This window comes from Variovorax sp. LjRoot290, from assembly GCF_964253985.1.
In the GTDB taxonomy this organism is placed as follows: Bacteria; Pseudomonadota; Gammaproteobacteria; order Burkholderiales; family Burkholderiaceae_C; genus Variovorax.
On sequence record NZ_CAXURW020000001.1, the window covers coordinates 5,048,931 to 5,074,543 of the forward strand.

22 protein-coding genes and 1 pseudogene are annotated in these 25,613 nt (G+C 65.3%); 9 read left to right on the top strand and 14 right to left on the bottom strand.

Annotated elements, in window-relative coordinates; translation table 11 throughout:
* Positions 1-30: 30 nt before the first annotated feature.
* Positions 31-1,236 carry an ABC transporter substrate-binding protein gene (locus ACSQ9A_RS24985; protein WP_212733643.1) on the bottom strand — a complete coding sequence of 402 codons (1,206 nt, stop codon included), beginning with the start codon at positions 1,234-1,236 and terminating at the stop codon, positions 31-33.
* 112 nt (positions 1,237-1,348) lie between these two features.
* Positions 1,349-2,557: an aspartate transaminase gene (locus ACSQ9A_RS24990; protein WP_436305620.1), complete on the bottom strand. Its 1,209-nt coding sequence runs from the start codon at positions 2,555-2,557 to the stop codon at positions 1,349-1,351.
* A gap of 254 nt (positions 2,558-2,811) precedes the next feature.
* On the opposite strand from ACSQ9A_RS24990, the gene ACSQ9A_RS24995 reads away from it, so the two are divergent.
* Both ACSQ9A_RS24995 and ACSQ9A_RS25000 read left to right on the top strand, forming a co-directional pair.
* The gene (locus tag ACSQ9A_RS24995; RefSeq protein ID WP_436305621.1) at positions 2,812-3,585 is read left to right on the top strand and encodes a glucose 1-dehydrogenase; all 774 of its coding nucleotides are present in this window, start codon (positions 2,812-2,814) and stop codon (positions 3,583-3,585) included.
* A gap of 20 nt (positions 3,586-3,605) precedes the next feature.
* Positions 3,606-4,640, top strand: coding sequence for an L-idonate 5-dehydrogenase (locus tag ACSQ9A_RS25000; protein ID WP_436305622.1), 1,035 nt, complete (start codon positions 3,606-3,608; stop codon positions 4,638-4,640).
* Here the strand turns inward: ACSQ9A_RS25000 and ACSQ9A_RS25005 are convergent, their stop codons facing one another.
* Entirely contained in the window at positions 4,641-5,276 is a 636-nt protein-coding gene (locus tag ACSQ9A_RS25005) for a LysE family translocator (RefSeq protein ID WP_436305623.1), read from the bottom strand. It lies immediately after the preceding gene.
* A 111-nt stretch (positions 5,277-5,387) separates the two neighbouring features.
* Positions 5,388-6,758, bottom strand: coding sequence for a group II intron reverse transcriptase/maturase (ltrA, locus tag ACSQ9A_RS25010; RefSeq protein WP_436302363.1), 1,371 nt, complete (start codon positions 6,756-6,758; stop codon positions 5,388-5,390).
* Between the two features lie 800 nt (positions 6,759-7,558).
* On the opposite strand from ltrA, the gene ACSQ9A_RS25015 reads away from it, so the two are divergent.
* Together ACSQ9A_RS25015 and ACSQ9A_RS25020 are read left to right on the top strand one after the other, a co-directional pair.
* A complete protein-coding gene (locus ACSQ9A_RS25015) occupies positions 7,559-8,359 on the top strand; it encodes a hypothetical protein (protein ID WP_436305624.1) in 801 nt (266 codons plus the stop codon).
* Between the two features lie 32 nt (positions 8,360-8,391).
* The gene (locus ACSQ9A_RS25020; RefSeq protein ID WP_436305625.1) at positions 8,392-8,898 is read left to right on the top strand and encodes a BON domain-containing protein; all 507 of its coding nucleotides are present in this window, start codon (positions 8,392-8,394) and stop codon (positions 8,896-8,898) included.
* A 15-nt stretch (positions 8,899-8,913) separates the two neighbouring features.
* Here ACSQ9A_RS25020 and ACSQ9A_RS25025 read toward each other — a convergent pair.
* Positions 8,914-10,434 (bottom strand): annotated as a pseudogene (locus tag ACSQ9A_RS25025) (catalase).
* 112 nt (positions 10,435-10,546) lie between these two features.
* Entirely contained in the window at positions 10,547-11,194 is a 648-nt protein-coding gene (gene slmA / locus ACSQ9A_RS25030; protein WP_436305626.1) for a nucleoid occlusion factor SlmA, read from the bottom strand.
* 124 nt (positions 11,195-11,318) lie between these two features.
* On the opposite strand from slmA, the gene galE reads away from it, so the two are divergent.
* On the top strand, positions 11,319-12,338 hold the full coding sequence (gene galE, locus ACSQ9A_RS25035) for a UDP-glucose 4-epimerase GalE (protein WP_436305627.1): 1,020 nt from the start codon (positions 11,319-11,321) through the stop codon (positions 12,336-12,338).
* On the opposite strand, the gene ACSQ9A_RS25040 is transcribed toward galE, so the two are convergent.
* The 4 genes from ACSQ9A_RS25040 to ACSQ9A_RS25055 all read right to left on the bottom strand — a co-directional run bounded on the left by ACSQ9A_RS25040 (position 12,326) and on the right by ACSQ9A_RS25055 (position 15,374).
* Positions 12,326-13,003 (bottom strand): GSU2403 family nucleotidyltransferase fold protein, encoded by a 678-nt coding sequence (locus ACSQ9A_RS25040; RefSeq protein ID WP_436305628.1) that lies wholly within the window; start codon positions 13,001-13,003, stop codon positions 12,326-12,328. The genes galE and ACSQ9A_RS25040 overlap by 13 nt on opposite strands.
* Before the next feature lie 144 nt (positions 13,004-13,147).
* Entirely contained in the window at positions 13,148-13,279 is a 132-nt protein-coding gene (locus ACSQ9A_RS25045) for a hypothetical protein (protein ID WP_436305629.1), read from the bottom strand.
* Positions 13,280-13,342: 63 nt separating this feature from the next.
* A complete protein-coding gene (argB, locus tag ACSQ9A_RS25050) occupies positions 13,343-14,236 on the bottom strand; it encodes an acetylglutamate kinase (protein ID WP_436305630.1) in 894 nt (297 codons plus the stop codon).
* A gap of 43 nt (positions 14,237-14,279) precedes the next feature.
* Positions 14,280-15,374 (bottom strand): MraY family glycosyltransferase, encoded by a 1,095-nt coding sequence (locus ACSQ9A_RS25055; RefSeq protein WP_436305631.1) that lies wholly within the window; start codon positions 15,372-15,374, stop codon positions 14,280-14,282.
* A 44-nt stretch (positions 15,375-15,418) separates the two neighbouring features.
* Between ACSQ9A_RS25055 and ACSQ9A_RS25060 the strand changes: the two genes are divergently transcribed.
* The gene (locus ACSQ9A_RS25060) at positions 15,419-16,180 is read left to right on the top strand and encodes a glycosyltransferase family 2 protein (protein WP_436305632.1); all 762 of its coding nucleotides are present in this window, start codon (positions 15,419-15,421) and stop codon (positions 16,178-16,180) included.
* Here the strand turns inward: ACSQ9A_RS25060 and ACSQ9A_RS25065 are convergent.
* From ACSQ9A_RS25065 to ACSQ9A_RS25075, 3 genes are read right to left on the bottom strand one after another with little or no spacing between them, the layout of a single operon-like run.
* On the bottom strand, positions 16,177-17,235 hold the full coding sequence (locus ACSQ9A_RS25065) for a glycosyltransferase family 2 protein (protein WP_436305633.1): 1,059 nt from the start codon (positions 17,233-17,235) through the stop codon (positions 16,177-16,179). The genes ACSQ9A_RS25060 and ACSQ9A_RS25065 overlap by 4 nt on opposite strands.
* Before the next feature lie 40 nt (positions 17,236-17,275).
* Positions 17,276-18,343 carry a glycosyltransferase family 2 protein gene (locus tag ACSQ9A_RS25070; protein ID WP_436305634.1) on the bottom strand — a complete coding sequence of 356 codons (1,068 nt, stop codon included), beginning with the start codon at positions 18,341-18,343 and terminating at the stop codon, positions 17,276-17,278.
* On the bottom strand, positions 18,277-20,304 hold the full coding sequence (locus ACSQ9A_RS25075) for a glycosyltransferase (protein WP_436305635.1): 2,028 nt from the start codon (positions 20,302-20,304) through the stop codon (positions 18,277-18,279). Before ACSQ9A_RS25075 ends, ACSQ9A_RS25070 begins: the two co-directional genes overlap by 67 nt.
* A 115-nt stretch (positions 20,305-20,419) precedes the next feature.
* On the opposite strand from ACSQ9A_RS25075, the gene ACSQ9A_RS25080 reads away from it, so the two are divergent.
* From ACSQ9A_RS25080 to ACSQ9A_RS25090, 3 genes are read left to right on the top strand one after another with little or no spacing between them, the layout of a single operon-like run.
* Entirely contained in the window at positions 20,420-21,841 is a 1,422-nt protein-coding gene (locus ACSQ9A_RS25080) for a mannose-1-phosphate guanylyltransferase/mannose-6-phosphate isomerase (protein ID WP_436305637.1), read from the top strand.
* Positions 21,838-22,641, top strand: a complete 804-nt coding sequence (locus ACSQ9A_RS25085; RefSeq protein ID WP_436305638.1) for an ABC transporter permease — start codon at positions 21,838-21,840, stop codon at positions 22,639-22,641. The genes ACSQ9A_RS25080 and ACSQ9A_RS25085 overlap by 4 nt, the downstream gene beginning before the upstream one ends.
* Positions 22,642-22,647: 6 nt before the next feature.
* Entirely contained in the window at positions 22,648-23,394 is a 747-nt protein-coding gene (locus ACSQ9A_RS25090) for an ABC transporter ATP-binding protein (RefSeq protein WP_436305639.1), read from the top strand.
* On the opposite strand, the gene ACSQ9A_RS25095 is transcribed toward ACSQ9A_RS25090, so the two are convergent.
* Positions 23,363-25,423, bottom strand: a complete 2,061-nt coding sequence (locus ACSQ9A_RS25095) for a glycosyltransferase family 4 protein (protein ID WP_436305640.1) — start codon at positions 25,421-25,423, stop codon at positions 23,363-23,365. The genes ACSQ9A_RS25090 and ACSQ9A_RS25095 overlap by 32 nt on opposite strands.
* Between the last annotated feature and the right edge of the window lie 190 nt (positions 25,424-25,613).

Below are 25,613 nucleotides of genomic sequence, written 5' to 3' on the forward strand. Positions count from 1 at the left end.
GTGTCCCGGCAGGCGGATGAAGTCGGCGCTTCACTTGACCGCGTAGTCGATCTTGGTGGTGATCGTTCCCTTGATGGCCGGCTTGCCGTCGGTGATCTCCAGCAGCACCATCGGCAGCACGGCCTGGTTGTGATCGTCGAAGGTGACGATGCCCATCGGGCTGTCGTACTTGATCTTGGCGAGCGCGTTGCGCACGTCCTCGCCCTTCAGGCTGTTGGCGCTCTTGATGGCCTGCGCGATCAGCTGCAGCGTGTCGTAGTGGGTGTAGGCGTGGTTGTTGGGCATCTCGCCGCCATGGGCCTTCTGGTAGTCGTCGACGAACTTGAGGCTGCGCGGCGCCGGCACCTCGGGCAGCCAGGCCGCCGCCTCGACCGCGCCGTTCATGACCTTGGGCGCCGCGGCGATGGTTTCCTTGGTGTTGAACTCGCCGTTGCCCACCAGCGCCACCTTGCCGGCCAGGCCCAGTTCGAGCATCTGGCGCGCGATGATCGGCGTGGTGTCGGCCTGCCCGTAGAGGATGATGGCCTGCGCGCCGGAGCGGCGGATCTTGCTGAGCACCGAGCGGAAGTCGGTCTCGGAATCCTTGTAGTAGTCCTCGCTGAGGATTTCCGCGCCTTCGTATTTCGGCAGGTAGCGCTTGGTGAACTTGATCGCGCCGCGGCCGTAGTCGCTGTCCACCGACAGCACCGCGTATTTCTTGAAGCCCTTGGTCTTGGCGGCGTACTCGAGCACGGTGGCCGCGCGCACCTCGTCGGTCGGGTAGTTGCGGAAGGTCCACTTGAAGCCGCCGACGCCGGCCTTGTGGGTGATGTCGGGGTTGGACGATGCCGCGTTGACCAGCAGCACCTTCGACTCCTCCACCATCGGCTGCATCGCCAGGGTCACCGAACTGCAGACGTCGCCGATGATGATCGCCGTCTTTTCCAGGCTGATCATGCGCTGCGTGGCCGCCACGCCTTCGGCCGGCACGCACTGGCTGTCGCCGCTCACCAGTTCGATCTTCTTGCCGAGCACGCCGCCGGCGGCATTGATCTCCTTGGCAGCGAGCGCGGCGCCCTTGTTGGCGAAGGCGCCGTAGCGCGCGTTCGGGCCGCTCATGGGGCTGATGATGCCGATCTTGAAGGTGTCGGCGCCCTGTGCGCGCGCGGACGTGAAGGCGCAAAGACCGGAGAGCGCGACGAGTGCCATCCAGGCCGCGGCGCGCATGTTCGTCGTTGTCGTGGGGTGGCAGCTCATCGCAGTGCTCCAATCAATGAAAAAGGGGTTGGAAGAATGATAGGAAGGCCCTTGCCGGCGGGCCAATACGTCATGCGTCTTCACGTATAAGCGTTCTTGATGGGGTGCGACGTCAGCGCAATTGCGCAACGGCTTTTGCGATGCGCCGGCAGCCCTCTTCGATCTGCTCGACGCTGGTGGCGGTCGACATGCGGAAGTAGGGCGACATCCCGTAGGCCGTGCCCGCGAGCACCATCACGCCGCCGGCTTCCAGCAGGTGGATCACCACGTCGTTGTCGGTCGCCAGCGTCTTGCCTTCGGGCGTGCGCTTGCCGATCAGCCCGCCGCAGTGCGGGTAGAGGTAGAAGGCCCCGCCCGGCGCGCGGGCGCGGATGCCGGGAATGGCGTTGAGCATTCGCAATGCCGTATCGCGCCGCTCGCGGTAGGTCGCGACCCATTCCGGCAGGAAGGTGGGCTCGGCATTCAGCGCCACCACGGCCGCCGCCTGGCTCACCGACGAGACCCCGCTGGTGGACTGGGACTGCAGCATGTCCAGCGCCGCGATGATGTCGGCGGGGCCGGCCGCATAGCCGATGCGCCAGCCGGTCATCGCATAGGTCTTGGACACCCCGTTGACCACCAGGGTGCGATCGCGCAGCGCCGGCTCGATGGCCAGCAGGTGCCGGGGCGGCACGTCGTCGAAGCGGATGTGCTCGTAGATGTCGTCGGTCAACACCATCACCTGCGGGTGGCGCAGCAGCACGTCGGCCAGCGCGCGCAGCTGCGCGCCGGTGTAGGTGGTGCCGGTTGGATTGGTCGGCGAGTTGAAGACCAGCCAGCGCGTGGCCGGCGTGATCGCCGCCTCGAGCGCCTCGGGCGTGAGGCGGAAGTCGTCCTCCTCGCGGCAGGCCACGATCACCGGCGTGCCGTCGCAGGCCAGCACCATGTCCGGGTAAGACACCCAGAACGGCGCGGGCACGATCACCTCGTGCCCCTCCTCCACCGTGACCGACAGCGCATTGAAGAGCGCATGCTTGGCGCCGCAGGTGACGATGATCTCGCGCGGGCTGTAGGCGAGGCCGTTCTCGCGCTGGAGCTTGGCCGCAATCGCCTCGCGCAGGGCCAGGGTGCCGGCGACCGGGGTGTAGCGCGTCTCGCCGCGCTCGATCGCCTCGCAGCCGGCCTGCCGGATGTGGGCCGGCGTGTCGAAATCGGGCTCGCCGATCGCCAGGTTGATGATGTCCCGGCCCTCCCTGCGCAACTCGGCAAAACGATCTGCAGCGGCGCTGCTCGGGGACGGCTTGATGCGGCGGATGCGCGTCGAGATGCGGGACGGGCTCACGGGATTTCCTCTTCGGTGGCGATATTCGCAACGGTAGGCCTGTCCCGGCGCGGAAGCCAAGACGGCTTTGCTCTAGGGGTGTCGCATCCGCTTATGGGCCTGCGCGCCCCGCATAAGCTTTTGCTATACAGCCAGAGCGATCTCGTCTTGGTCGCGACCGGCGGGCTTGCGTACCGTTGCGCTCATTCGCGATCGGCGAAGCGATACTCCGCTACTCGGCCACACAACACACGCACCTTGATGGAGACACCGCCTTGAATCCCGTTCTCAAAAGCTTCGACCTCAGCGGGCGCACCGCCCTCATCACCGGCTCCAGCGCCGGGATCGGCTACGCGCTGGCGCGCGGACTGGCAGGCGCCGGCGCGCGGGTGATCCTCAACGCGCGCAGCGCCGACAAGCTCGAACAGGCCGCGGTACGGCTGCGCGAGGAAGGCTTCAGCGTCTTCACCGCCGCCTTCGACGTGACCTCGGGCGAGGCGGTGGGCGCGGCCATCGAGCGCATCGAGGCCGACATCGGCGCCATCGACATCCTCGTCAACAACGCCGGCATGCAGCGCCGCGGCCCGCTCGACCAGTTCGAGGAAGCGCACTGGCACGAGCTGATGAAGACCAACGTCGACAGCGTGTTCCTGGTCGGCCAGGCGGTGGCGCGCCGGATGATCCCGCGACAGCGCGGCAAGATCATCAACATCTGCTCGGTACAAAGCGAGCTTGGCCGCCCCGGCATCGCGCCCTACACCGCCAGCAAGGGCGCGGTGAAGATGCTGACCAAGGGCATGGCGATCGACTGGGGCCAGCACGGCATCCAGGTCAACGGCCTGGGGCCGGGCTATTTCAAGACCGAGCTGACCGATGCCTTGGTCAAGAACGAAGAGTTCACCGCCTGGCTGGTCGGGCGCACGCCTTCGCGCCGCTGGGGCGACGTGGAGGACCTGGTCGGCGCGGCCGTGTTCCTCGCGAGCGATGCCTCCAACTTCGTCAATGGCCACATCCTGTACGTCGACGGCGGCGTGACGGCCACGCTCTGAACCCGCCAAGGAGAATTCACATGGAAGCCCTCGTCATCCACGCCCCCGGCGACCTGCGCGTCGAAGAAGTCGACACCCCCGAACTCGGCCCCGGCCAGCTGCAGGTGCGCGTGCGCTGCGGCGGCATCTGCGGCTCCGACCTGCACTACTACCAGCATGGCGGCTTCGGCACCATCCGCATCAAGGAGCCGATGGTGCTGGGCCACGAGGTGGCCGGCGTGATCGAGGCCGTGGGCGCCGGCGCAGGCAGCTTCGCGGCCGGCGAGCGCGTCGCCATCAGCCCGAGCCGGCCCTGCGGGCTGTGCCGCTACTGCCAGCAGGGCCTGCAGAACCATTGCCTGGACATGCGCTACTACGGCAGCGCGATGCGCACGCCGCACGTGCAGGGCGCCTTCCGCCAGCAGATCGTGGTGGAGCACTGGCAGGCGCATCGGCTGGCCGACACGGTGAGCGACGGCGAGGGCTCGATGGCCGAGCCGCTGTCGGTGGCGCTGCATGCGGTGCGCCGCGCGGGGCCGCTGTTGGGCAAGAGCGTGCTGGTCACCGGCTGCGGGCCGATCGGCGCGCTGGCCATCATCGCGGCGCGGCGCGCGGGTGCCACCCACATCGTGGCGACCGACGTCGGTGCGCACACGCTGGGCAAGGCGCTCAAGGTCGGCGCGGACGAAGTGGTCAACGTTGCCGAGGAGCCCGATGGCCTGGCGCGCTTCACGGCCGACAAGGGGCATTTCGACGTGCTGTTCGAAGCCAGCGGCAACCAGCGCGCGCTGGTCGGCGCCTTCGATGCGCTGCGCCCGCGCGGCATCATCGTGCAGCTGGGGCTGGGCGGCGAGATGACGCTGCCGATCAACACCATCGTGGCCAAGGAGTTCGACCTGCGCGGGGCCTTCCGCTTCCATGAAGAGTTCGCGGTGGCGGTGGAACTGCTCAACAAGGGGCTGGTCGACGTGAAGCCGCTGATCTCGGCGACCTTGTCCTATCGCGACTCGGCGCGCGCCTTCGCACTGGCGGCCGATCGCTCGCAGGCGATGAAGGTACTGCTGAACTTCGATTGATCAGGTCGCGCTGCGCCGATAGAAGGCCAGCGACGCCGCCAACGCCAGCAGCGCGCCGCCGCAGCAGCGGTCCAGCCACAGCACCGCACGCTGCCGCAGCAGCTTGACGGCGCGCGCGCCGATCACGGCATAGGCCAGCATCACCGAGAAGTCGAGACCCGCGAACACGATGCTGATGGCGGCGTACTGCGGCCACTGGGCTACAGCGGGATCGATGAATTGCGGCATCAGCGCCGAGCAGAAAAGATAGCCCTTGGGGTTGGTCACGGCCACCAGAAAGGACTTGGCGAAGATGGCGCGCGGCGTCGCGCCGCCCGGCACCTCGCCTTCGGGCCGCGAGAGGTCCAGCCCACCCTGCGAGCGCAGCAGCCGGATGCCGAGCCACGCCAGGTAGGCCGCGCCCACCCACTTGAGCACCGAGAACCAGAACTCCGACGCCGCCAGCAAGGCGCCGAGACCGAGCGCCACCGCGCCCACGAGCACGAAGTCGGAAGCGACTGCGCCCAGCATGCCGGGTAGCGAGCGTCGCACGCCGAAACGCGAGCCGTTGGCGAGTGCGAGCAGCACGGTGGGGCCGGGCGTGGCGATGGCCACCAACGCGACGAAAGCGAAGACGAGCAGGGTTGCGGTGTTCATTGGTAGACGTTGGCTCTTATGGATGTTGAATCGAAGAGCCAACGCCCCCGTTCAAACCGTGCATGCGGATTTCCCGCACACGGCTTACCGGTGGACTGTCGGCTCGCAGCATTACGCGGCCCCCTTGTTGGGCAAGAGGGAATGCGCCGGGTAGCGGATGGTTCCGCGCAGGCGATACAGACCGAGTGCTTCGAAGTATTCACGCGAGTAGCCGGGAGCTTCGCCAGGACGCAGGTTGCGCCCTTTGCGCGCGACGCGCAGCTTGCGTAGCCGCCGCACCACGAAGGAGTCCAGCGCGCCGAACTGCCGCGCGGCGTTGCCGCTTTGGAAGTACTGACCCCAACCGCGCAGCACCGGGTTGAGCTCAGCGATGACGCTTCGCACATCCTGATGACAGCGCCCCCGAGGCGTTATCTGCCGCACGCGTTCGCGGATGCGGTTCATGGCTCGCCCGCTGGGCCCGCGATGCAGGTAGTACCTGCGCAAGCCCTTGGTTTGCCACAGCCGCCCACTCATGCGCTTGTGCAGGTGACAGCCCAGGAAGTCGAAGCCTTCCTTGCCCTGCGTCAGCTCCACCACGCGCGTCTTGCCCGGATGCAGCTCAAGCCCCAGCCGCTGCATGATGTGGCCGATGCGCTCGCGGGCTTCTTCGCAGTCCGCGCCATTGCGGCACATGATCACGAAGTCATCCGCATAGCGCACCAGCGTGCCCAGATGGGCACACCGTTTCGTCCACACCTGGTCCAGTACGTGCAGGTAGATGTTGGCCAGCAACGGCGAGATCACCCCGCCTTGCGGCGTTCCGGCCGCCGCGCTGCGCACGGCGCCTTCTTCCAACACCCCCGCCTGCAACCACTGGCGCAGCAGCTTGAGCATGCGCCCATCCGACACGCGCCGCTCCACCAGCTTCATCAGCTTGCCGTGATCGATGCTGCCGAAGTAGTCGCGGATGTCGGCCTCCAGCACCCACTGGCCGCCTTGGGCTCCGAGTTTCCTCAGCTCCTCCAGGGCCTGTGTGGCACTGCGCCTGGGCCTGAACCCGTATGAGCAGGACAGGAAGTCCGCCTCGTACAGGGGTTCGAGCACCAGCTTGGCCGCCATTTGCACTACCCGATCTCGCACCGTGGGGATTCCCAACGGCCTCGCGCTTCCATCGGCTTTCGGTATGTATGTGCGCCGCACGGCTTGCGCACGATAGTCGCCCGCCCTCAGCGTCGCCGCAATTTCGCCCAGGAAGCGATCAACCCCGTACTGCTGGATTTGATCGATGCTCTGGCGGTCCACTCCGGCTGCGCCTCGGTTGGCCTTCACTCGCCTCCACGCCTCCTGCAGGATGTCATCCCTGCAAATCTGCCCGTACAACGCGTGGAAACGCCTACCCGGTGCCCGCTTGGCTGCGGCCCAGAGCTGTCTTTGCAGTTGTCGCACTTTGGCATCGGGCTCTCGCCCCACGGGGTCTTTAGGTCCGGTCAGGCCGGCCATTCCCTCGCGCTTACCTGCATCCCCAGCATGTCCACCGCAGGGACCCTTCCCTCCAGCCGCGTTATGCCGCGCGGCCTTCGTCGGTGCGGCTTGCGCCCCACCGTGCAGTACTACGATCCCCTCGGACTGCCGCTGCGCACGCCTCGATTTCGCCTTGGGCTTATACGAGCGCGCTTGCCCCGACCCGGGCCGCGCAGACGGCTCTCTCGTGTTCCGCTCCTGTCCTTGCACACGTGCTGCTCCCCATACCCCGCCGCAGTCTTGCGCACCGTTCGGTTCAAGCGCGCCCGATGTTGCCTTCGCCGCGACATGATCGGCTCGGCCTGCGGGTTGTAACTCTGTCGAGGCTGCAGGCTTCACTTCATGTTGCGGCCCGCGTGCTTGCTCCCCGCTGAACAGCTCAAGCTGCTTCACGGGCTTTTGACACCCCGCTCGGGCGGCCAGGTCTCCCCGCTCCGCCTGGGGTCTGCTACCCGGCGCACCGACGCTTACCGGGACGGGACTTGCACCCGTTGGACAGGCGCAGCAAGCAAAGTCGGTCCCTTCCCCTTTCGGAGTCAGTTCGTTCTTCGCGTCACGACGCACCATGCGGCGCAGCTTAGCCGAGGCACGCGATCAAGGGCTTCTTTTGCAACTCTTCGTTGCAGGCTTCCGTCCTACATCTGCTGCGGCGCTTTTCCGAAGTTGGTGTTGCAACAAGGCTTCGTTAATTCGTTCTGTGGTCGAGCTCCCTGGCGAAGAGAAGGAGCCCGGCTTTTTCGGGAACAGGTATCTCATCCATGCACTGACTCGATCTCATCATGACTGCCCTCACCGCCAACTTCGTCCCCCCGCCCGGCCCCGTGTCTGCAGAAGCATTCGGGGGCTTGATCGACCTGTCGAGGGTGCTGCTGCACAGCGACCCGTCGACCACCGTGGTGTGCGAGACCTGCCGGACCATCAACCGGGATTCGGCCCTCTTCTGCAAAGGCTGCGCGGGCAAGCTGCCGGCCTTCTACGCGACGGGTGCCGTCGCGGACAACGCTTCGCACGCGCCGGGCATCGACGACGAGCGCACGCCTACCGTGCTGACGCTCGCGATCTCGGTGCTGGGCTTTACCGCGGCGCTGGCCACGATGCTCGCCTTGCTCGGCCTCTGGTACGGCGGCGGCACGACGGTGGAGCCGCCACCGGTTTCGACGGCCACCTCGCCCCCGGCCGTGACGCCGGTGGCTGCGCCCAGCGTGCTTCCGGTCGCGCTTCCGGCGATGGCTTCGAGCCTCCACGCCACCTCCTCGGGCGAGAACCCGAAGGCAGCGGTGTTCGTCGACGAGCGGCCGGCACCTCCCGCGACAAGCCCCACGCTGAAGCGCGTGCCGCGCGCCCACGCCCAGACCGTGCGCAAGACTTCGGCGCTGCCGCCCGAACTGCGGGCGGCGAGCTTCCGGCGCTCGGCGCCGGGCCCGCTGGCATCGTGCGATGGACGCAACTTCATTGCGCACGCCGTCTGCGTCAACAACCGCTGCGCCCAGCCGGGCAACGCCCAGCTCTCGCAGTGCAAGAAGCCGCTGAGCCAGCGCCGTCAGGACGAAGCGCGCCGCAATCTGTTTCTGGGCAATTGAGCCCCGCGGGCAAGGAGGCGGAAGGAACGACGGTGACCTTGCAGAAACTCAAACCGGCCCTGGCGCTGTGCGCAGCGGGCGCCATCCTGTCGCTGGCGGCGTGTAGCGATCAGGCGAGCAAGCAGAGCGCCGAAAGAAAAGTCGACTCCGCGGTGGAGAAGACGCAGGACGCGACCGTGGCCGCCGCGCGCAAGGCCGCCGAGCTGGCGGAGAAGGCGCGCGACAACACCAAGGCCTACTTCGAGTCGCCCGAGGTGAAACGGGACGTCGCGGCGGCCAAGGATGCGCTGAAGAACGCCGGCGACGCGTTGACGGCCAAGACGGACGACGCCGCGATCACGGCCTCGGTCACGGCCGCGCTGGCGCGCGATCCCGAGCTGAGCGCCCGGCGCATCGACGTGCGCACCAACGCCGGCACGGTGCAGCTCGCCGGCCCCGCGCCGAGCACCGAAGCCAAGGCGCGGGCGGAGACCATCGCCCGCGCCGTGAAGGGCGTCAGCTCGGTCGACAACCGGCTCGAGGTGACCGCGGCGAACTGAGGCCGCGCTCCTCGATCAGCTCCGGCTCTCGGCGTGCGCCGGCTTGCCGACCTGGATCGTCACTTCTTCGCCCTTGATGCGGGCCTGCACGGCACGCACCGCGTTGTTCACGCGCTCGCCGTAGTCGGCATCGGCCTGGCGGAAGTGGTTGACCGCGCGGTCGATGATGTCCTGCCGCGTCACGGCGCCCAAGCTGCCGGCGATGTTGGCGACCAGGCGGCTCTTGGCGGCCTCGTCCATCAGGCGGTAGAGGTCGCCGGCCTGCACGAAGTCGGTGTCCGCTGGGTGCTTCGTCCAGGCATGGCTGCCGGTCCAGCCGTGGATCTCGAGCGGCGCGTACAACGGCTCGTTGCTTTGCTTGGGCGCATCGCTGAAGCTGTTGGGCTCGTAGTTGGGCGCGCGGCCGCCGTTGTCGTAGCGCATCGCGCCGTCGCGTCCGTAGTTGGCGGCCTTGGTCGCGTGCGGGCAGTTCACCGGCAGCTGCGTGTGGTTGATGCCCAGGCGGTAGCGCTGGGTATCGCCGTAGCTGAACAGGCGGCCCTGCAGCATCTTGTCCGGCGAGGGGCCGATGCCCGGCACGAAGTTGGCGGGGTTGAAAGCGGCCTGCTCGATCTCGGCGAAGTAATTGTCGGGGTTGCGGTTGAGCGTGAGGGTGCCGATGTCGATCTTCGGGTAGTCCTTGTGCGACCAGACCTTGGTCAGGTCGAAGGGGTTGAAGCGGTAGTTCTGCGCCTCGGCCACCGGCATGATCTGGACCTGAACCTTCCAGCTCGGGAACTCGCCGCGCGCAATGGAATGCAGGAGGTCGAGGTGGTGGTGGTTCGGGTTCTCGCCGCCCACGCGCTGCGCCTCTTCGGCCGTGAAGCAGTCGATGCCCTGTCGGGTCTTGAAGTGGTACTTGACCCAGAAGGCCTCGCCCTTGGCATTGACCCACTGGAAGGTGTGCGAGCCGAAGCCGTCCATGTGGCGGTAGCTCTTCGGGATGCCGCGGTCGCCGAACAGCCAGGTGAACTGGTGCGTGGCCTCGGGCGGTTGCGAGAAGAAATCCCAGGCGTTGTTGGGCTCCTGCACGTGGCTGTAGGGGTCGCGCTTCTGCGAGTGGATGAAGTCGGGGAACTTGAGCGGGTCGCGAATGAAGAAGATGGGGGTGTTGTTGCCGACCAGGTTGTAGTTGCCCTCTTCCGTGTAGAACTTGAGCGCGAAGCCGCGCGGGTCGCGCACCGTATCGGCCGAGCCGAGTTCGAGCGCCACGGAGGAGAAGCGGGCCAGCACCTCGGTCTTCTTGCCGACCTGGCTCAGGAAGCGGGCCTTGGTCCATTGGCTGAGGTCGGCCGTCACTTCGAAAGTGCCGAAGGCGCCCGATCCGCGCGCATGCACCACGCGCTCCGGAATGCGCTCGCGGTCGAAGCGCGCGAGCTTCTAGATCAGGTGGTGGTCCTGCATCAGCACCGGGCCGTTGGGGCCGGCGGTCTGCGACTGCTGGTTGTTCTCGACGGGGGCACCACTCTCGGTGGTGAGCTTGCGGGATTCGGTCATGGGGCATGTCCTTGTGCAGTGTTCAGGAGCCTTGCATTCTGGTCATGAACACCCCGCCCGTTGATGACATCCCCCTATCTTGACGATAGGCAGCTATCCCTTTCGAGAGAGCTCAGAGCATCAGCGCGACTGCGGCTTCGAGATGCTCTGAGGGCGCGCGGCGGAAGCCCGAGCGCGCGAAGCGCTGCAGGCGGCCGACCACGAAGGCGGTGAGCGTGGAGGCGCGCACCTGCGCATCGACACTCGGCGTGGCCGATCCGTCGGCCGCTGCCGCGCCGCGCAGCGACTGGCGCAAGGTGGCCTCGATCTTGTCGAAGAACTGGTTCATGCGGTTCTGCAGGCGCTCGTTCTCGTAGACCAGCGCATCGCCGACCATCACGCGGGTCATGCCCGGGTTCTTCTCCGCGAACTGCACCAGCATCGCGACGACGCGCGCGGCCTGCTCGTGACCCGGCGCCTCGCGCTCGGTGATCTGGTTGATGAGCGTGAACACGCTCTGCTCGATGAAATCGATCAGGCCCTCGAACATCTGGGCCTTGCTCGCGAAGTGGCGGTACAGCGCGGCTTCGCTCACGTCGAGCCGCGCCGCGAGCGCCGCGGTCGTCACCCGCTCGGCGCCAGGCTGTTCGAGCATGGCGGCCAGGGCCTGGAGGATCTGCACGCGCCGCTCGCCCGGCTTGGGGCGTTTGCGCGTCGGTACGGCCACCGGATCTGAACTGCTGTCTTCAGCGCGCGAGGCGCTTGTCTCATCGTTCTGCATGGGCGCGTGCAAAATGTAAAAAATTGATTCTCGCACAGCGCAGTGAGCGCGTGCCTACTGGGCATGCACTGTACGTCGCGCAGAATGGCTGGGCTTTTTTCACACAATCAGCGAAAGAAAAACGATGGGTTCGACGATTCTCGTGACCGGCGGGGCCGGCTTCATCGGCAGCCACACCTGCGTGGCACTGGCGGCGGCCGGCTACACGCCGCTGATTCTGGACAACCTCGGCAACAGCGACGCGCGCGTCGTCGACCGGCTCGCGCGCATCATCGGCACCGCGCCGCGCTTCATCGAAGGCGACGTGCGCGACCGCGCGCTGCTCGACAAGCTGTTTCGCGAACAGCCGATCGCCGGCGTGATCCACTTCGCGGGCCTGAAGGCGGTGGGCGACTCGGTCGCCGACCCGATCACCTACTACGACAACAACGTGCATGGCAGCTTCGTGCTGGCGGCAGCGATGCAGGCGGCGGGCGTGCGCACGCTGATCTTCTCGTCTTCGGCTACCGTCTATGGCGACCCCGACAGCTCGCCGATCCCGGAAAGCGCGGCGCTCAGGCCGGCCAATCCTTACGGCCACTCGAAGCGGATGGTCGAGCAGGCCCTGGCCGACCTGCAGCATGCGCACCCGGCCTGGCGCATCGCGCTGCTGCGCTATTTCAATCCGGTCGGCGCGCACGAGAGCGGTCTGATCGGCGAACATCCCCAGGGCAAGCCCAACAACCTGATGCCCTTCGTCTGCCAGGTGGCCGTGGGGCTGCGCGACAAGCTCGCGGTGCACGGCGGCGACTACCCGACGCCCGACGGCACCGGCGTGCGCGACTACGTGCACGTGATGGACCTGGCCGAAGGCCACGTGGCGGCGCTGCGCCATGCCGCGCAGCAGCCCGGCCTGGTCACGCTCAACCTGGGCACCGGCCAGGGCGCCTCGGTGCTGGAGGTGGTGAAGGCCTTCGAACGCGCCAGCGGCAAGACCATCGCCTACGAGATCGGCCCGCGCCGGCCGGGCGACGTGCCGGCCTACTGGGGCGACCCCTCGCTCGCGCAGGCCACGCTGGGCTGGCGCGCGCAGCGCGGGCTGGAGCAGATGTGCGCGGACAGCTGGCGCTGGCAGCAGGGGAATCCGAGGGGCTACGAGAGCTGAGGCAGGTAGTTCTCGACGAGCGACGCCACGATGTCGGCCTGCAGGCGGTCTTTTCTGCGCTTGAGCGGATCGCGCGCCTTTTGCGCTGCAAGCCAGCGCTTGACGCGGACGAAGGCGCGTGGATCGACGGTGTGCATGCGCGCCATGCTGCCTGAGGTGGAGACCACCATCCGGCTGAAGCGCTCGGCGTTCAGCAGGTCTTGGCCCGTGGAGACCTGCACGGGCCACAGGTCGTCTTCGTCATTGCTCAGACGCAGAGGATGCGGGTCGCCTTCGGCTTTGATCCGGCGCACCACGTCCACCTCGAAGCCGGCGTCGTTGACCACGGTGTAGAGCTGGCCTGGCCTGACGCGAAAGCTCTTGTCGGCCTTGCGCAGCACCGACAGGAACGATGAGTCCAGTCGCTTGAGCTGGCTCCAGAAACTCAGGCGCCTGCGTGTGTCGAACAGCGGATCCACATCCTGCGTCGCCGTCGCGCCGGACTCCACCATCACGCCCGCCGCGGCTTCGTAGGCAAACAATGCGTGCGTGCCGACGACCAGGAAATGCGTGTCCAACCCCGCCTTTGCGATGGCTTCCAAGGTCTCGATCACGATCGGCGGCGCGCGACCGACGCGCAGCGCCCTGTTCAACCGCTGCTGCTGCTGCTGGAGTGAACTTCTCAAGTTCTTCACGCGCTCCTCGGCGGCTTGCTTGCGCTCGATGAAGCGCCGATGGATGGCGAGGTTCTCTTCGCTCTGAGGCCCGAGCGATGTCTGCGCGCCGGCGGCCGATGTGCGGATCAGGTAGGTATGGGCGCCCTGATGCCGTCAGAACATCGAACCCCGGACCTCGGCGGCTTCCTTGGCGGCCTGTTCCAGCGCACTGAACACCGCCTCCGCATCGATGTACTGGCGCAGTTGCGCGGCGGAAAGATCGGTCAGGTGCGGGAAGGATTTCATCAGAAATTCCGGTTTCCCGAAATTACAATGAAATCCCTTTAATGACAATGACTTGGAGTTCTTCTACCTGGCCCGGATCATGGTCCCGTAGGCCTGGTCGGTGAGGATCTCGAGCAGCATCGCGTGCGGCACGCGCCCGTCGATGATGTGCACGGTGTTGACGCCGCTCTTGGCGGCATCGAGCGCGCCTTCGATCTTCGGCAGCATGCCGCCGGAGATGGTGCCGTCGGCGAACAGGTCGTCGATCTCGCGCGCGCTCAGGTTGGTCAGGAGCTTGCCGTTCTTGTCGAGCACGCCGGGCGTGTTGGTGAGCAGCATGAGCTTCTCGGCCTTCAGCACGGTGGCGAGCTTGCCGGCCACCACGTCGGCATTGATGTTGTAGCTCTCGTTTTCCTCGCCGAAGCCGATCGGGCTCACGACCGGGATGAAGGCGTCGTCCTGCAGCGCGATGACCACGCTCGGGTCGATCGAGACGATGTCGCCGACCTGGCCGACGTCGTGATGCAGGTTGGGATCGTTGCGGTCCGCCATCCTGAGCTTCTGCGCGCGGATCAGGCCGCCGTCGCGCCCGGTGAGGCCCACCGCCTTGCCGCCGGCCTGATTGATCAGGCCCACGATGTCCTGCTGCACCTCGCCGGCGAGCACCCACTCGACCACCTCCATGGTCTCGGAGTCGGTCACGCGCATGCCCTGGATGAAGTGGCCCTTCTTGCCGAGCCGGTTGAGCGCCGCCTCGATCTGCGGGCCGCCGCCGTGCACCACCACCGGATTCATGCCCACCAGCTTGAGCAGCACCACGTCTTCGGCAAAGTCGGCCTGCAGCGCCGGGTCGGTCATGGCGTTGCCGCCGTACTTGATGACGATGGTCTTGCCGTGGAACTTGCGGATGTACGGCAGCGCCTGGGCCAAGATCTCGGCCTTGTCGCGCGGGGGGATGTTGAGGACGGGATCGGTCATGGTCGGCGGTGGAGTAGACGGATGCGGCGGATTGTGACGGAACTCAGGGCCGGAGCCAGCGCGGGACCTTGAAGCGAACGATCATGAGATAGGCCGCCACGTAGGTGGCGATGAACAGCGCGCAGAAGGCCATCAGGATCGGCGTGTTGTTCCAGAACAGCACGGCCGGCACCACCGTCAGCGCCGCGAAGATCCACAGGTAGGGCGAGGTGCGGTTGTTGCGCGCCAGCAGCTGCCGCGCCTCGTCGTCCGCGAAGGCCACGCGGACGATGCGCCGGAAGATCAGCTGGTGGAAATGCAGCGCGTCAGCATCGCCTGGCGACTGGCCGCGCGCCAGCTTGCGGTAGATGGAGAAAACCGTCTCCCACACCGGGTAGATCAGGAGCAGCATGGGGAACCAGGGCGAAACGACGCGGTGCCGCTGCACCAGCGTCACCACGGCGATTGCGATCACCATGCCCCAGACGTAAGCGCCGCCGTCACCGGCGAAGATCTTGCCGCGCGGGTAGTTCCAGACCAGGAAGCCCGCCGTCGCGCCCACCAGGCAGATCACCATGGCGGCGAGCTGCCGGTCGCCGACCTGCAGCGCCACGTGCGAGACCGCGAGGCACACCAGCACGGCCACGGTACCGGCCAGGCCGTTGTAGCCGTCGATGATGTTGAAGGCATGCGGCAGGCCGCCGATGGCGAAGGCCGCGAACAGGATCGCCGCGTAGGGCCAGGCCTGCAGCCAGCCGTCGACGAAGCCGATGCCGGTGCGCGAGACGCCGAGGCCGAGCAGCCAGCACAGGAGCAGCGCCGAGCCGATGGTGAGCCCGAGCCGGTAGCGCACCGAGACCCGCTGGGTCAGGTCCTCGATGATGCCGCCCAGCACGGCCGGCGCGATGCACAGCAGCGTGAAGGCGGAGGCCCTGAGCGGCCACGAGACGTTGAAGGGGTCCGAGCCGATCCCGGCCACCAGCCAGGCGGCGCCCGTGCCGAGGAAGATGCCGGCGCCGCCCAGCCGCGGCACGTGGCCCTTGTGGAAGCGCTGCGGCATGTCGGTGCCGTAGCGCCGCGCATGGCGGCGCGCCCGGCGCATGAAGAACAGCACCGAAATGGCGGAGACGAGAAAGCTGATGACGATCAGGGTAAGCATGGATGGAAATCGGGAACCCTAGAATCCCCGAGCGAAATTAGACCATGTCCACATACCCCTCCCCCTCGCCCGCCGTCACGGTCTCGATCGTGAGCCATGGTCAGCTCGAACTGGTGCGCCCGCTGCTCGAGCAGTTGGACCGCTTCAGCCGCGCGCTCACGGCCAAGGTCGTGCTCACGCAGAACATCCCCGAGCCCGACCTGCTGGCGGGCGCCAGCTGGGGTTTCGAGATCGAACGCATCGAGAACGCGGTCCCCCTGGGCTTCGGCGCCAACCACAACCAGGCGTTCGATCGCTGCACGACGCCCTGGTTCCTGGTGCTCAACCCGGACATCCGCTTCGATCGCGACGTGCTGGCGCCGCTGATCGCCCAGGCCGCGCCCGGCAGCGGCCTACTCACGCCGCGCATTCTCGAGCCCGGCAAGAGCGAGCCCGAGCAGCACCGCGCCATCATCACGCCGCTGGAAATTCTGCGGCGCAAGCGGCCGGACTATGTGCGCCCGCTGGTGCCGGACTGGATTCCCGGCCTCTTCATGCTGTTTCGCAGCGAGGCCTACCGCCAGGTCGGCGGCTTCGACGAGCGTTTTTTCATGTACGGCGAAGACTTCGACATCTGCGCGCGCACGCGGCTTGCCGGCTGGAAGCTGCAGGTGGCCGAGGACCTGATGGCGCTGCACGATGCCCAGCGCGCCAGCCGAACGAGCCTGCGGCATCTGTACTGGCATGTGACGAGCCTGCTCAAGGTCTGGCTGTCGCGGCCCTTCTGGCGCTATCACGCCAAGCGGCGGCGTGTTCGAAACCCCTAACGAAGCCGCCGAAAATCTCGTATGAGAGGAAGGCGGGTGACGGCACTCAGCGCTCTCACGAGCGCCGGCGGGCTGTGCTTGAGCAGGAAAACCGCCGCTCGCAGCTTCATCTTGTAGCGAGGGCCGACATAGGGATTGGCCAGCACGATTCCTGCGTACTCCTCGAGCTGGTCGCTCAGCTCCGCTCGAGCCTCGTTCTCCAGCTTGACGGCCTGAATGACCTGCTCGACAAACGGACGACCAAACCTTGGGATCAAATAGTCGCGCAGATAGTAGCGGCCAAGCCGTTGCTCATCGGGGAACATCGCCACCAGCTTCTTGAAGTATTTGAAGCGGCTGCGGATCATGCGGATGCTGAACGACGTGCTGTCCGTGTGGATGCACCAGACAGTCACGGCCTGGTCGACGAAGGAGTTGCTGTATCCCTTGCGAAAGATTCGAAGAAAAAGGTCGTCGTCTTCGTAACCCATGAACTGGGGGTCGAAGCCGCCGACAGCATCAAATGCACTGCGGCTCACCAGCGCCGCCGAGGGCAAAACGAACATGTCATGGCGCAGCAGGCGGAAGATGCTGCGTTTCGGATGGTCCTTGGAATGCTCCTTCACGACCCCCATACGAACGACGTTGCCGTTGACATCGGCTTCATAGAGGTCGGCATAGACGAATCCGAACAACAGGTCCTCACGCGGAATGGCAGCGCCCAGTGTCGCTATATGGTTCGGGAGATAGAAATCGTCCTGGTCCAGGAAGCAGATGTAGTCTGCCGTGGACGCGGCAACGCCGGCATTGCGCGCCGAGCCTTGCCCACCGTTTTCCTTGTCGACGATCTTGAAAGGGTAGCGCTCGGCAAGTGCATGGAGAAACTCGCGCTCTGCAGGTTGCGAGCCGTCGTTGACGACAACAACCTCGTCCGCGGGCACCGACTGGTTGAAGACGCTCTGCACCGAGCGCTCGATGAATTCAGAGCCGTTGTAGAACGGGATGACGACGACGACGGTAGGAGTGGGCCATGTCTTCTGGCGATCGATTGGCGGCAAATCTGGCAAGGCATTCATTGAAATCATTGGATATTGCGCGGGGCACTTCAGGCGAAGCCTACACAGATTCGAAAAGGTCGCGAACGACGCCCCGCACGCCGCGACCGAACTTGTCGTAGCGGCCGGTCATGGCTTCGCGAATGACCGGCAGGCACCGCGCGAAGCGTGACGCGGGCAAGGCGGCCCGAAAGCGCTGGTGCTCCAGCTTGCTGCGCACTTTCTCGATGGTGTCCGACGCGACCCGATCGCCGAGTTCAAGCAGTCGCGCAAGAAGAATCTCGGCCTTGATGGCGCGCTCGATGTGCGTGCGTCCCCGGGAAGCCAACGCCTTGCGCACCTTGCCGGCAAAGGAGTCGCGTCGCGCGCCGATCTGGTTGGCGTCGTGCTGCCGATACTCGATCAAGGCCTCCTCCAGCACGTTGACCCGCCCCGTTGCGGCTGCGACGATACCCAGCCATTCGTCATGCACCCACTCGACCGGCAAGGGCAAGGCATGGGCGAGCAGAGAGCGGCGAAAGACGGTGGTCGCGCCGGTCACCAGATTGCGGCGAAGGAACACGTCGAAGGCTCTGCCTGCGTGGATCCGTTCGATCTCGAAAGGCGTCACCTCGAGCGCATGGAACAGCGTTTGGCCCAAATCACGGCGCTCCGCATCCACCAATCGCGCATCGGTGTGCAGCAGCAGCAAGCCGGGGTCGCGCTCGAACTCCGGCATCATCCGGGCCAACCGCTCCGGCTCCCACACGTCATCCTGATCGCTCAGCGCAATCAGCTCGCCGGTGCAGGCGCCGATGGCCTGCTCGAAGTTCTTGGTGACGCGCAATGGCGTGACGTTCTCCAGAACCCGCAGCCTCAGCGGCTGCCCGGGGCGCTCGCCCGCACATTCTTCGACCGCAGCGCGCGCCACCTCGACCGAGCCATCGCGCGAGGCATCGTCGGACAGCACGATTTCCGCTGGCGGCAAGCTTTGAAGGCAAATGCTCCGCACCTGCTCGCGCAGGAAACGTGCGCCGTTGTGGGTGCACAGCGCGACGGAGACTTCGAGGGGACGGGAGACACTCATGGGCTGCTCGCTCTGGCAGAACCGCTGTGCGGCGCGTACAGGGGCGCGAGCCGCGGCGGCCACGCGAGGTCGAAACCTTCGCTGTCCAGCGTCAGATTGGGGTTGTAGGCGGGGTCGTTCGCGAGCGAGCCGGCCCAGCGACCCGCCATGTAGGCCGATTCGCGGGCAAGCCGATCGCGCGCCTCGGGCGTGATCTCAGGCCCGCGTGTGGCCGACTCATGATGCAGCAGTTCGGCGTAAGGAGTCCAGACATTGCGGTAGCCGGCCTCGCGCAGCCGCAGGCAGAAGTCTACATCGTTGAAGGCCACGCCGAGGTGGACTTCATCAAGCCCGCCAAGCTGCTCATAGAGTTCCTTACGTACGATGAGGCATGCGCCCGTCACCGCGGCGAATGACTGAGTCAATTGTGCTCGGCCACCGTGTCCAGCATGCCACGCAGGCAGGTGTTTGTGCGCGTGGGCGGCGATACCACCGACGCCCAACACCACACCGCCGTGCTGAACGGTCCTGTCGGTATAAAGCAGCTTCGCCCCCACGGCACCAACGCCGGGCTGAAGCGCAAGCGAAACCATTTCGCCGAGCCATTCGGGCGAGATGACCTCGATGTCGTTGTTGATCAGGCCGATCACCTCGCCGCGGGCTTTCCCCACGGCCCCGTTGTTCAATGCGGAGTAGTTGAAGTCGCGATCGTCACGGATCACAGTGATGCCATGCTGCGTATTCAACTCTTCGAAATACGCGAGCGCTTCGGGATCGTCCGATCCGTTGTCGACCAGCAGAATCTCGTAGTGCGGGTACGCCGTCTCGGCGACGATGCTCTCGATGCACTGACGAACCAGTGCCGCAGCGTTGCGTGTGGGGATGATCAGAGAAACGAATGGCGGCGGCGTGGGCAGCGCATACCGCACGCGATAGCCGTCAAGGGTGGACTCCGCCTGCGCTCTGATTCCCACGCGTTCGAAATGTTCGTTGAGCGCCCGCTCACCAGAACTTTCAGCCTGGGACCCTGCAGCCGATGACTGCACTGTGCTCTGCGCATGCAAGCGCCGGTGATAGAGAACGCGTGGAATATGGCGCATCTGCTCGCTTCGAATGCGCTCAACGCATCGCAGCGCCAAATCGTAGTCTTGCGCCCTGTCGACGCCCTCTCGAAAGCCACCAACCTCCTTGAGCAAGCGAGCATCAAAGGCACCCAGGTGCGAGAAGATATCCTGGGAGTGGAAAAGGTCGACGTTCCAGTCGGGCTTGAAGTAGGGGTTGCTGCGTTGTCCTGCCGGGTCGATCTGGTCCTCGTCCGAATAAATCATCCGCGCCTCGGGATGCTCGATGATTTCCTTCGCGACGCAATACAGCGCATGCCCAGGCATCAGATCGTCTTGGCCAAGCAAGACGATCCACTCTCCGGAAGCCAACTCCGTAGCGCTGTTGAAAGCGACAGAGACGGACCCGCTGTTCGGCAGGAACATCACCTTGATTCTTGGCTCCTCCTGTGCATAGCGTTTGAGCAGCGCCTTGGCTTCGTCGCTGCTTGATTCGGCGGCGGCAATGCGCAGTTCCCACGCTGGATAGATCTGCGATCGAACGGATTCGATGGCTTCACGAAGCGACGACAGACTGCCGTTGCCGTTGGCGCTGCTGAGCAGCACAACCGACAAGACCGGCCGCGCCGGCCACCGATCGATCTCTTTGCGCAAATCGGCTTGGGCGTCTCGGCTCAGGGTATCGTACGAGGCGATCCATCCGACATAGTCTCTGCGTTGCCCCAGGCCATTTGCCGGCGCGACGCGCACAGTGCGTTGAAAATGCCGGTTGACCCACCGCAGAGGCGCCGTCACACGCCAGCTGACGGATTGCCTTATGGTTCGGACTTGTTCTTCCAACGCCTTGGTTTGCCCTTCCAGCATGCTGATTTGTCCCTCCAACATGCTGATTCGCCGCTGGAGTTGAGCCTCGCTCGGTCCGGTTTCGAGTCTGCGTCGCCGCTCCGGCGGCTGCACGGCCGGCAGCTTTGGCTTACTGAACATCACTCAAGATCACAAAAATAGCAGCTCCATACGCCGAAAAACGGCTTCCAATCGTCATACGGCCCCTGAATCGGGGCCGGTAAAATTATCCCCCCTCTTCACACCCCCAAAAAAAATGCGCTTGCTTTCTGTTGTGCTCTCGGGAGGCGCAGGCTCCCGTCTGTGGCCCGCATCGCGACAAGCCTTTCCTAAGCCCTTCATGAGGCTCGGCGACTCGACCTTGCTCCAGCAGGCCGTCGAAAGAGGGCAGGCCTGCGGAACGGGCGACCTGATGGTAGTGACCAATAAAGACCACCAGTTCCTGACCAAGGACGTGCTGCGTCAGATGAGCGATCCGCCATCGGCCACCTTCCTGCTCGAGCCCAGGGGCCGCAATACGGCGCCGGCCATCGCCCTGGCGGCCTTGCAGTGCGAGCGCCAGTTCAGCGGCGACACCGTGATGCTGGTGCTCTCGGCCGATCACCTAGTGCCGGACGTGGAAGCCTTCGTCGCCAGCGCAAGCGAAGCGTTCCGGCTGGCCCAGGAAGGTGCGCTGGTACTGTTCGGCATTTCGCCGACCGCGCCGGAAACCGGCTTCGGCTATGTGGAAGTCGAGCGCGTCTCGCGCGACAGCCAACCGGTCAAGCGATTCGTCGAGAAGCCGGACCTGGCCACGGCGCAGGAGTACCTGGCGACGGGACGCTACTACTGGAACAGCGGCATGTTCTGCTTCACAGCGGCGGCGATCGTCTCGGCGATGGAGCTGCATGCGCCGGAAGTGCTGAAGGCGGCGCGCCATGCGCTGGACACGGCGCAGACTAAGGGCGAGGCGGTCAGCTTCGACCTGCACGCTTTCGGTCTGCAGCCCGACATCAGCATCGACTATGCGGTGATGGAACACGCCGACAACGTGCGCGTGGTGCCGGCCCGGTTCGCCTGGAGCGACGTAGGTTCCTGGCCGGCCGTCGCCAATGCCATGCCGTCGGACGCCAGCGGCAACACCTTCCCGGACGACCAAGTAGTGGCCGTGGACACCACGGGGACCCACATCCAGGTCGAAAGCCATGGCCCCAAGATCGTGGCGGCCCTGGGCTTGCGCGACCTGGTGATCGTCGACACGCCCGATGCGCTGCTGGTGGCCCACAAGGACAGCGCGCAGCAGGTCAAGAAGGTGGTCGACATCCTCAAGGCGCGGAAGCACGAAACCGTGCAGCTGCCCGCGGTCGTCCACCGTCCCTGGGGCACCTACGCCTCGCTCAAGGAAGAAGACGGCTACAAGGTCAAGCGCATCACGGTGAAGCCGGGGGAGGCGCTCTCGTTGCAGTATCACCACCAGCGCGCGGAGCACTGGGTTGTCGTCCGCGGCACGGCGATCGTCCAGATCGGCGATGTGGAGCACAAGACCTTGCCCGGCGAGTACCGCTACATCCCGCTCAAGGAGAAGCATCGTTTGACGAATATCGGACAGGATGAACTGGTTCTCATCGAAGTCCAGTGCGGTAGCTACCTCGGCGAAGACGACATCGTTCGCCTGGTGGACACCTACGGACGCGTATGAGCCAGGCGCATTCCAATCTTCATCGCAACGCGTGGGCCGACTGGTGGGAGGGCACCCGCCGCACCGACATCTGGTGGACGCTGGCCTGGTTCGACATCGTGCTGCGCTACCGGCGCTCGATGCTGGGCCCCTTGTGGCTGACGCTCAGTATGGGTGCCATGATCGGCGGCATGGGCCCGCTGTACAGCTCGCTGTTCGGCACCGAGCTGTCGAAGTTCTTCCCCCACCTGGCGCTGGGCATCATCTTCTGGAGCTTTTTCTCCAGCATGGTGACCGACGCCTGCAATGCCTTCATCGGATCGAGCAACTATCTCAAGCAGGGTTACTTCCCGATCAGCCTGTTCGTCTGGCGGAGCATGGCGCGCAACCTCATCCAGTTCTCCCACCACATCGTGCTCTACGTGCCGGTGGCCCTGTGGGCCGGCATCTCACTGTCGTGGTCTGCGCTGCTCTTCGTGCCCGCGTTCCTTCTGACGCTGATCAACGCCCAGGCGCTGGGCATGGTGCTCGGCCTCATCTGCACGCGCTTTCGCGACGTGACCCAGATCGTCACCAGTGTGATGCAGATGCTGATGTTCCTGACGCCCGTTTTCTGGCTGCCCGAAAGCCTGCCTGGTCGCGCCCAGTACATCCTGTGGAATCCGTTCGCGCAAATGCTCGACTTGCTGCGTGCGCCCCTGATGGGTGGTGTCTCCGGCGCGCACAACTGGTGGGGGATTCTCTTGTGGACGGCGCTGAGCTTGATCGCTTCGAGCCTGCTTTTCGCGAAGTACCGCCGTCGCGTCGTCTACTGGCTGTAAGGAACCATGGCTTTCATTTCCCTCAAGAACGTCTCGGTCAACTTCCCGATCTACGGGGCTGGGGCCGCCTCGCTGAAAAAGACACTCGCGGCGTCCGTGACCGGCGGCCGCTTCGGCAAGGAGACCGGCGTCAACGTGGTGCAGGCCCTGAGCAACATCAACCTCGAGTTGAAGAGCGGCGACCGCCTCGGTCTGGTCGGCCACAATGGTGCGGGCAAGTCAACACTTCTGCGTGCGCTCGCCGGCGTCTACGAGCCGTCTTCGGGCGAGTTCATCCGCCAGGGCACCGTGTCCAGCCTGATCGATCCGGCATTGGGTATCGAGCACGACGCGACGGGCATCGAGAACATCATGCTGCGCGGGCTCGTGATGGGCATGAGCAAGAAGCAAATCGATGCGCTCACGCCGGAGATCTGCGAGTTCAGCGGACTGGGCGAATACGTCAACATGCCGGTGCGCACCTATTCCACCGGCATGCTGATGCGGCTGGCCTTCTCGATCTCGACCAGCGTCCAGGCCGACATCCTGTTGATGGACGAGTGGCTGTCGGTCGGCGATGCCGAATTCACCGAGAAGGCCGAGCAGCGGATGAAGGACGTGGTGTCCAAGTCCGGCATCCTGGTGCTGGCCTCGCATTCGCCCGACCTGATCGCCAAGGAGTGCAACCGGGTGATCCACCTGGAGCACGGGCGGATCGTCGAGCAGTCTGTGAGCGAGCCCCTCAACCTGCCGATCGCCGTCGCAGCGCCTTGATTTCCTCGAGGCGGGCGGCGATTCTTCGGCCCGCAGCCTCCAGCGACAGGTTGGCTTCGGCGCTCGCCTTGCCCCGTACCCCGACCTCGCGCGCCCATTCCTGGTTTTCGTAGACGCGCCGCATGAGCTGCGCGGCATGCTCGACGGAGGGTTCGGCCCACTCCAAATCGGCGTCGTATGGCGGGATAGGCTTGCCGAGCTTCACGAGCTCATAGGGCACGAGTAGGCTATTGCTCTCGCCCATGAAGTCCACATTGCCCGAGAAGTTGGTGGCGATCACCGGCTTGCCCATGAGCATCGCCTCGGCCATCGTCAGGCCCAGGCCCTCGCTGCGATGGAGCGACACGTAAGCGTCGCAGGCGTCCATGAGCGAGAGCACCTCGTCGGGGCTGTAGACCTGGTCGATGACGGTGATGTTGGCGCCGGCGACGGCGTCGCGCAGCTCCCCGATCTGCACCGGATGCCGATCACCGAACGAGGTCTTGAGCACCAAGCGCACGGCCTCGTCCTTGCGAAACGCTTGCTTGAACGCACGGATCAAGCCCAGGGGGTTCTTTCGTTCCATCACGCTCATCATGTGGAACGTGAACAGGAAGGTGAACGGCTCCTCACTCAACCCGAAGTGCGCTTTGTTGCGCCGCTCGTAGGGTGCCAGCTTGACGCCTGGGAACATCGTGCGAACTGGAACGGACAAACGGTCGCGCAGTCCGCGCGCGACGAACTCCGTAGCGGTCCACACCTCGTCGACCCCTTGAGCATGCGCAACCCACGAATCCGGAATCGAATCGAACTCCCAGTACCAGTAGCCGATGCGGTAGGTGCGGGGACTGCGCTCGAACAGATCTGCGCGCCAATAGGCTTGATCGAAAAATGGCTCGGGCTGTGCGTGGATGATCGTGGTGTCATGGCATTCCATGCCGTGGAAGTGAACATGACGGGGGTCATCCTGGGCATCGGTCCGCAGGTCACGCAATGACGCAGAAACACCCATCGAACTCATGGCCTCCACCATCGATTCAACCGACACCCGAAGGCCCGATGGATAGCAAAAGTGCCCAATGACATTGACGCCGGGCCGCACGAGTTCAGCAGAGACGGATCGCGAATCGAGCCGGCGACACCAATCGCGAAGAGCTTCGGGCATGGCTGCTTCCGGCGACGACAACCAGGTCAACAATGAACGTGCACCGCGTTCATCGGCAAGCGCATCCGGGTGGGCTTTACGCCATTCATCTCGTGCCCAATAGCTCGTGCGAATCTGCATTGCCGGCTCTTCCCATGCCGGCCACGTGGACGGGTCCATCCAGCGCCCCGAAGCGCCATACTCTGCGGCAAACCAGGCGGCAAATGCATTGCGGCCGAAGACCGTCAAACCATCGGGATGCTTTTGCTGCCACGCGGGCGTGAAAGAGTAGGCCAACATGAGTTCTCGCCGCGGGTTTTGTGCCGCGTCGAGAAAGAGCCACCAGACCTCCTCCAGTCGCAAGCCGGCGTCGCTAATGCCACAGCACATGAACCAACGAAAAGCGTCTTGCATGCCTGCGGGCGTCAAGCCATGCGGCACTACGGATCGAGGCATCTCATTTCCAAGGAACGCCTGCCTGGCCTCGTCGGACAGGCCCGCATCCAGCACATCGAGAAGCTCCCGCACCGCCGCATCCGTCAAGCTCAATTCAGCAGCGCCCTCCCGCAGAAGCCACACGGCGAACGCGCCCTCACGCCCCTCTGAGAGAGCGATAGGGAACCGCGCGCGAAGATCGCCGCGCTTACGCAATAGGTCGATACAGAATCGCGCTGCCGACCAACGGTCCATCACATCCTGGGACGCGACAGGGGACCACAGAATCGCGCTCGATGGCAAGCCGGTAACTTGCGACACCTTCGCGTCGTCGAACAGATCGAGCGGTTCGGCTGGCGTTACTGCAGCGCCACGCTCGCGCAGCGCGATTCGTGCATGCTCGCGCTCGACGAGTGTCGCCAGCGCGGCCGTGTGTGCCTCGACAGCCGCGCGCTCTCGCCTGAACTGCATGCGCTGTGACATCCGCCAAGGCGTTACGAGCCACCATAGAGCCTTTGCGGGCTTGCGGGCACTCCGTCGGAGCGCTGCGGTTAATTGCATCGGCTGCTCCTGAACTGCAGAGGCTGTCGGGTAGACCGAGCAAAAGGTTTCGTCATTGATGGCATAGCTTTGTGAAGGATTTCGGCGTGGTGTGCTCCTA

Bases quoted from the DNA above. Each gene is read 5' to 3' on its own strand.
- ACSQ9A_RS24985 (WP_212733643.1), bottom strand. From the start codon at position 1,236: ATGAGCTGCCACCCCACGACAACGACGAACATGCGCGCCGCGGCCTGG.
- ACSQ9A_RS25000 (WP_436305622.1), top strand. From the start codon at position 3,606: ATGGAAGCCCTCGTCATCCACGCCCCCGGCGACCTGCGCGTCGAAGAA.
- ACSQ9A_RS25005 (WP_436305623.1), bottom strand. From the start codon at position 5,276: ATGAACACCGCAACCCTGCTCGTCTTCGCTTTCGTCGCGTTGGTGGCC.
- ltrA (WP_436302363.1), bottom strand. From the start codon at position 6,758: ATGGCCGGCCTGACCGGACCTAAAGACCCCGTGGGGCGAGAGCCCGAT.
- ACSQ9A_RS25015 (WP_436305624.1), top strand. From the start codon at position 7,559: ATGACTGCCCTCACCGCCAACTTCGTCCCCCCGCCCGGCCCCGTGTCT.
- slmA (WP_436305626.1), bottom strand. From the start codon at position 11,194: ATGCAGAACGATGAGACAAGCGCCTCGCGCGCTGAAGACAGCAGTTCA.
- galE (WP_436305627.1), top strand. From the start codon at position 11,319: ATGGGTTCGACGATTCTCGTGACCGGCGGGGCCGGCTTCATCGGCAGC.
- ACSQ9A_RS25045 (WP_436305629.1), bottom strand. From the start codon at position 13,279: ATGAAATCCTTCCCGCACCTGACCGATCTTTCCGCCGCGCAACTGCGC.
- argB (WP_436305630.1), bottom strand. From the start codon at position 14,236: ATGACCGATCCCGTCCTCAACATCCCCCCGCGCGACAAGGCCGAGATC.
- ACSQ9A_RS25055 (WP_436305631.1), bottom strand. From the start codon at position 15,374: ATGCTTACCCTGATCGTCATCAGCTTTCTCGTCTCCGCCATTTCGGTG.
- ACSQ9A_RS25060 (WP_436305632.1), top strand. From the start codon at position 15,419: ATGTCCACATACCCCTCCCCCTCGCCCGCCGTCACGGTCTCGATCGTG.
- ACSQ9A_RS25065 (WP_436305633.1), bottom strand. From the start codon at position 17,235: ATGAATGCCTTGCCAGATTTGCCGCCAATCGATCGCCAGAAGACATGG.
- ACSQ9A_RS25075 (WP_436305635.1), bottom strand. From the start codon at position 20,304: ATGTTCAGTAAGCCAAAGCTGCCGGCCGTGCAGCCGCCGGAGCGGCGA.
- ACSQ9A_RS25080 (WP_436305637.1), top strand. From the start codon at position 20,420: ATGCGCTTGCTTTCTGTTGTGCTCTCGGGAGGCGCAGGCTCCCGTCTG.
- ACSQ9A_RS25085 (WP_436305638.1), top strand. From the start codon at position 21,838: ATGAGCCAGGCGCATTCCAATCTTCATCGCAACGCGTGGGCCGACTGG.
- ACSQ9A_RS25090 (WP_436305639.1), top strand. From the start codon at position 22,648: ATGGCTTTCATTTCCCTCAAGAACGTCTCGGTCAACTTCCCGATCTAC.
- ACSQ9A_RS25095 (WP_436305640.1), bottom strand. From the start codon at position 25,423: ATGCAGTTCAGGCGAGAGCGCGCGGCTGTCGAGGCACACACGGCCGCG.